We start from the raw sequence: 5,874 nt of genomic DNA, 5'->3' as shown, positions 1-5,874 counted from the left end.
AATCACCCTCTACCAAGCAAGGAAGCTGTTCACAAAACTCACCCCCTTGGTCACCCCGCCCCCGGTGCGGAACCTCCTCGTGCCCCCTTTTCCCCCCCCCCCCCCCCCCCCCCCCCCCCACACCGAGGCGCTGCTCGTGTACGAGCGCACGAGGGAAACCCTGGCCGACGAGCTGGGCGTCGACCCCTCACCGGAGCTCTCCGGATTGCACGTCGCGCTGCTGCGGGGCGAGTTGGGGCGGCCGGAGGAGGGCCGGAAGACCAATCTGCGTGCCGAGCTGACCAGCTACGTCGGCAAGGACGGCGATGTCGCCGCGGTCCGCGAACTCATCACCGATCACCGGCTCACCACCCTGATCGGGCCGGGCGGCTCGGGGAAGACCAGGCTGGCCGCGGAAACCGCGCGCACGCTGCTCGGCGACCTGCCGGACGGGGCCTGGCTGGTCGAACTCGCGGCCATCGGCGCCGACGGTGACGTGGCGCAAGCGACGCTCGCCGCGCTCAAACTGCGGGATGCGCTGCTCGGCGATGCACCGGACGCGGAGCCGACGGATCGGGTCATCGCCGCGCTCCGCGAGCGGGAGATGCTGCTGGTCCTGGACAACTGCGAGCACGTGATCGAATCCGCCGCGGCATTCGCCCATCGAGTGCTCGGCGAGTGCCGGCGGCTGCGGATCCTCGCGACGAGCAGGGAATCCCTCGGCATCACCGGTGAGGCGCTGTGGCAGGTCGCGCCGTTGGTCCTCCCCGCGGAAGACGCCGATCCCGGGGAGATCGAGTCCGCTCCCGCCATCCGGCTGCTGCGGGATCGAGCCGGCGCGGTGCGCAAGGACCTCGCGATCGACGCCCGCACGATGTCGACCATGGCGCGCATTTGCCAGGCGCTGGACGGGATGCCGCTGGCGATCGAACTCGCCGCGGCCAGGTTGCGCACCATGTCCCTCGATCAGCTCGCCAATCGGCTCGACGACCGGTTCCGCCTGCTGACCGGCGGCAGCCGGACCGCGCTGCCCCGGCACCGGACGCTGCGCGCGGTGATCGACTGGAGCTGGGAGCTGCTCACCGACGCCGAACGATTGGTCCTGTGCAGGCTCTCGGTGTTCGCCGGTGGCGCGAGTCTGGAAGCGGCCGAGCAGGTCTGCGCCGGCAATGCGGTCGAGCCTGGCGAGGTGCTCGACCTGCTGACCGCGCTGACCGAGAAGTCGCTGGTGGTCACCGAGGGCGACCGGGCGCCGCGCTACCGGATGCTCGGCACGATCAAGGAATACGCCGAGCAGCGCCTCGCGGAGGCGGGGGAATCGGATCTGACGCGCCGTGCGCATCTCGCGTACTTCACCGAATTCACCGGGATCGCGGAGCCGCACCTTCGCCGCGCCGAGCAATTGGAATGGCTTGCCGCGCTCGAAGCCGAGCACGACAACATCGGCGCCGCGATGCGCGGTGCGCTCGCCGCCGGCGAGGCGGACGGCGCGATGCGGCTCGCCGCTACCGCCGGCTGGTACTGGTGGCTCGGCGGGCACAAGGTCGAGGGCAACGAGCTGGTCATGGCGGCGATCGCCATGCCCGGCGAGGTGGCCGACGAGATCCGGGCCATCGTGTACGCGCTTGCCACGGGGTTCATGACCTCCGGGCGGGAGAGCGACCAGTTCCAGGCGGCGGACTGGATCCACGAGGTGTACGAGATCAGCCGACGCGTCCAGATCCACCACCCGGCGGTGGGGCTCGTCGCCGCGCTGGAGCGCCTGGTGCGAACGCCGGACGCGTACGTTCCCGCGTGGGAACCGCTGCTCACCGACGAGGATCCGTGGGCGCGCGCTCTTGCCCGGCTGCAGCTGGGCAAGATGCGGATCTTGCTCGGCCACGGCGACCGGGATGCGGATGCTCATCTCGAGACGGCGCTCACCGAGTTCCGCGCGCTGGGCGAACGGTGGGGGATCTCGTTCGCCTTGACCGAGCTGGCGGACCGAATCGCGGTGCGCGGCGAGTTCGCCACCGCGTGCACGTACTACGACCAGGCGATCGCGGTCGTCACCGAGGTCGGCGCCGCCGAGGACGTGGTGCCGATGCGGTCGCGGCAGGCCCAGTTGTACTGGCTGGCGGGGAACGAGGAGTCGAGCGCGGCTGCCATGGCAGAGGCGCAGCGGTCCGCGGAGCGGGTCGCCTGGCCGGGGGCGCTGACCGAGCTGGCCCTGTCGAAGGCGCAGTTCGCCCGCTGGAGCGGCGACGCAGAGCAGGCACGCCGGCAACTCGACGTCGCGACGGCGATGCTGGGTGACAACGCCGAGCGGGCGAGCATCCGCGTGATGAGGCACGACCTGCTGGGTTACCTCGCCGAGGATCTCGACGAGGCCCGCGAACACCGCGCCGCAGCCGTCCAGGCGGCGTCCGAGGCGGGGACCGCACTCGGGATCGCGCAGGTGATCGTGGGGATCGCGGACCTGGCGCTGCGTCAGGAGGAGTACGAGCAAGCCGCGCGCCTGATCGCGGCGAGCGCCGGCGTGCGCGGTCTGCCGGATCGTTCCCAACCGGATGTGGGCCGGATCGAGCAGGCCGCGCGAAGTCGCCTCGGTGACGCGCGGTTCACCGAGGCGACGCGGGAAGGTGCGCAGGCGAGCTGGCGCGAGCTGGTCGCGGTCACGCTCGCTTCTTGAACGTGGCGGACGCCCACAAGTACCCGACGAGGGCGATCCCGACGCACCAGGCGAGGGCGGCGATCAGGTCGCCGGTGGCCGGCGCGCCGTCGAGCAGCCCGCGCAGGGTTTCGATGATCGGCGTGAAGGGCTGGTACTCCGCGAATTCCCGGAGTCCGGGCCCCATCTTCTCCGCCGGCACGATCGCGCTGCTGAAGAACGGGAGCATGACCAGCGGCACCGACGCCAGACCCGCCGTTTCCGGGGACTTCGCCGCCAATCCCAAGGCCACCGTCAGCCAGCCGGTCGCGAAACCGAGCAGCGCGACGACACCGACCACGCCGAGCCAGTCGAGGAGGCTCGCCGACGGGCTGAATCCCAGCAGGAAGGCGACTCCGATGATCGCCGCGATGGCGACCAGGTTGGTCAGCAGGCTGGCGACGACGTGACCGGTCAGCACCGCACCGCGGGGGACGTCCATGACCTTGAAGCGGTTGATGATGCCCTTGGTCATGTCGGAGTTCACCGACGTCGCCACGGACCCCAGCCCGTAGCAGACGGCCAGCAGGAGCATGCCCGGCGTCGCGTAGTCGATGTAGTCGACGCCGACGCTGAAGGCGTCGCCGAACATGTACACGAACATCAGCATGACCACGACCGGCATCAGGACCGCGTTGAACACCGAGGTCGGATTCCGGGCGATGTGCTTGAAGTTGCGGCGCAACATCACCATCGAGTGGGACTTCATTTCGCGAGCACCTCCGTGGTGTGGCCCGTGAGGGCGAGGAAGACGTCATCGAGGTCCGGCGTGTGCACGGTGAAGGACTCGGCGCTGAGCGAGTGCTCGTCGAGCCTGTCCAGCAGGGCCCGCAACGACTTCGTCCCGCCGTCGCTGGGAACCCGCAGGGTCAGTGCCTCGTCGTCCCGCGTGGAGCCGGCGATGAGCCGCGCGGCCTCGTCGAGTTCGGCGACGTTGGTGAACCGGAGCCGGACGTGCGTGCCGGGAATCTGGCGCTTGAGGTCGTCGGGAGTGCCCTGGGCGACGAGGCGGCCCTGGTCGAGCACCGCGATCCGGTCGGCGAGCTGGTCGGCTTCCTCGAGGTACTGGGTGGTGAGGAAGATGGTCACGCCATCGCCCACCAGCTCGCGGATGATCGACCACATCGTGCGGCGGCTGCGGGGGTCCAGACCCGTCGTCGGCTCGTCCAGGAAGATGATCCGCGGGTCGCCGACGAGCGTCATCGCCAGGTCGAGCTTCCGGCGCATGCCCCCGGAATAGGTCGACGCGGGCTTCTGCGCCGACTCGACCAGGTCGAAGCGTTCCAGCAGCTCCGCGACGATCCGCTTGCCGCCGCTTGCGGGGACCCGGTTCAGGTCCACCATCAGCTGCAGGTTCTCCTGCCCCGTCAGCAGCTCGTCCACCGCCGCGAACTGGCCGGTGACACCGATCGCCGCGCGCACCGCCCCGGCCTCGGTCGCGACGTCGTGCCCGGCCACGCGGACCGTCCCACCGTCGGCCTTCGCCAACGTGGTCAGCACGTTCACCGTCGTGGTCTTGCCCGCCCCATTCGGTCCGAGCAGGGAGAAAACCGTGCCCGCACGGACGTTCAGATCGATGCCGTCGAGCACGATCTTGTCCTGGTAGGACTTCCGCAGCCCGGAAGCCGTGATCGCTGATTCCGTCATGCGATCACTGTCATCGGCCGACCTGACACCGACCTGCCGTCGGCCTGACACGACTCCTGACACGGCGTGCGCGCCCGCCTGAGCACGCACAACGGGCCGAGCAGGCAATCTGCCTGCTCGGCCCGGTGTCCGCGATCGCTGGTGGGGATCGGGTTTTCGCCTCAGGCGAAGAGGAACTTGTCGCCGACGACGAGCTCGCCAGGACGGGCGACTCGGCGCAGGAGCTGCTCCGCGGCCTGGTAGTCCCGGGTGGTGGTCATCTGTTCTGTCCTTTTCGGTGTCGATTTCGGGCACGGCGGTGCCATCACGGCAGGGGAAGAAGGGGCGCGAGGGCGTCAGGCGCGGCGGACGATGATGTCGCCGCCGTGGCTGCGGGCGCGCACCTTGACGGTTCGGTCGGTCTGCTCGGAGGCCGCCAGGTCGTTGCGCACCCGGCCGACCGAGGTGTGCGCGTCCAATCGGACAGCGGTGCCCTGGGGGACGCCGACCTCCACCACGCCGGTGGGGGTGTACAGGTCGACCGCGCCGCTGCCGAGCTCTCCGACGCGGATGTCGCCGCAAGCGGTCTTGGCGTCGACCTCGGCACGCGCCACGTCGACGGTGATGGCGCCGTTGGACGAGCTGACCCGCAGGTCGCCGGCGACCTCGCCGACCCAGGTGTCGCCGCCGATGTTCTTGACCACCGCGCCGCCACCGACCTGGCGGAGCCGGATCTCCCCGTTCCCGCTGACGTCGGCCTGGCCGGTCACGCGGTCCACGCTGATCTTGCCCGCAGTGGTCCGCAGCCGAGCGCCGGTGGCCTGCCCGACCTGGATGTCCCCGGTGGGGGTCTTCAGCTGGCACGAGCCGACCGCGCCCTCGACGCGGTACCCGCCGTTCGCGGTGTCACCCCGCACGTCCGACCCGGTCGGCAGCTCGACAAGCACCTCCACCGTGCCGTACTTGGTGGTCCACAGGTTGCGCAGCTTCGGCTGCTTGACGATCAGCTTCCCGTTGGCGAACTCGATGTCGGTCTGGTCGGCGGCCTTGACGTCGAGCTCCCACGACGGGTCGACCGGCCGAACCTCGACGACGGTGTCGGAACGATCGCCTGCGGCGAACCGGATGTTCCCGAAGGTGATGTCAACGGTCGCGGAGATCGGGCGAGGGGTGTCGAAGGTCTGCATGGCGGTGGCCTCCTGAGGAGTCGTGGCTGTCATGACAACCACGATCACCGGCAGACCTGACACCGAACGGTCACGGCCCTGACGCCACCCCTGACACGCCACCGCCACAGGAAAAACGGCAGTTCAATCTACCCAACGAGGGGTCGCTTTCTCCTTCTGGATACGGCAAAAACCCCATGTCCGGGCCGAAGGCGTTGCGCGGCAAGGGCTATCACTGCTTCGACGCGGGCAGGCCGGAAGCCAGCTCCCCACACCCGAAATGCCGTTTCGGTCAGCGCGGCCCGCGCCGTGGGGGGGGGGGGGGGGGGGGGGGGAAAGGGGGGGGGGGGGGGGGGGGGGGGGGGGGGGGGGGGGAAAGCCACGCCACGGTTTCCCCCCCCTCTCTCGGGTCGC

The 5,874-nt window shown here is 70.1% G+C and carries 4 protein-coding genes; 1 reads left to right on the top strand and 3 read right to left on the bottom strand.

What is annotated here, in order from left to right; genetic code table 11:
* Positions 1 to 64: 64 nt before the first annotated feature.
* Positions 65 to 2,650: an ATP-binding protein gene (locus AC07FN_RS38185; protein ID WP_478400060.1), complete on the top strand. Its 2,586-nt coding sequence runs from the start codon at positions 65 to 67 to the stop codon at positions 2,648 to 2,650.
* On the opposite strand, the gene AC07FN_RS38180 is transcribed toward AC07FN_RS38185, so the two are convergent.
* From AC07FN_RS38180 to AC07FN_RS38170, 3 genes are all read right to left on the bottom strand, one after another.
* Positions 2,634 to 3,377, bottom strand: a complete 744-nt coding sequence (locus tag AC07FN_RS38180) for an ABC transporter permease (protein ID WP_478400032.1) — start codon at positions 3,375 to 3,377, stop codon at positions 2,634 to 2,636. The two genes, AC07FN_RS38185 and AC07FN_RS38180, sit on opposite strands and share 17 nt — an antisense overlap.
* On the bottom strand, positions 3,374 to 4,315 hold the full coding sequence (locus tag AC07FN_RS38175; RefSeq protein ID WP_478400031.1) for an ATP-binding cassette domain-containing protein: 942 nt from the start codon (positions 4,313 to 4,315) through the stop codon (positions 3,374 to 3,376). The genes AC07FN_RS38180 and AC07FN_RS38175 overlap by 4 nt, the downstream gene beginning before the upstream one ends.
* Positions 4,316 to 4,650: 335 nt before the next feature.
* Positions 4,651 to 5,514: a DUF4097 family beta strand repeat-containing protein gene (locus AC07FN_RS38170; protein ID WP_478400030.1), complete on the bottom strand. Its 864-nt coding sequence runs from the start codon at positions 5,512 to 5,514 to the stop codon at positions 4,651 to 4,653.
* Between the last annotated feature and the right edge of the window lie 360 nt (positions 5,515 to 5,874).

The organism is Saccharopolyspora sp. NPDC045941 (assembly GCF_056431445.1).
The sequence above is the reverse complement of the archived record's forward strand: the minus strand, read 5'-3'. Positions and strand labels throughout refer to the sequence as shown.

Bases quoted from the DNA above. Each gene is read 5' to 3' on its own strand.
- AC07FN_RS38170 (WP_478400030.1), bottom strand. From the start codon at position 5,514: ATGACAGCCACGACTCCTCAGGAGGCCACCGCCATGCAGACCTTCGAC.
- AC07FN_RS38175 (WP_478400031.1), bottom strand. From the start codon at position 4,315: ATGACGGAATCAGCGATCACGGCTTCCGGGCTGCGGAAGTCCTACCAG.
- AC07FN_RS38180 (WP_478400032.1), bottom strand. From the start codon at position 3,377: ATGAAGTCCCACTCGATGGTGATGTTGCGCCGCAACTTCAAGCACATC.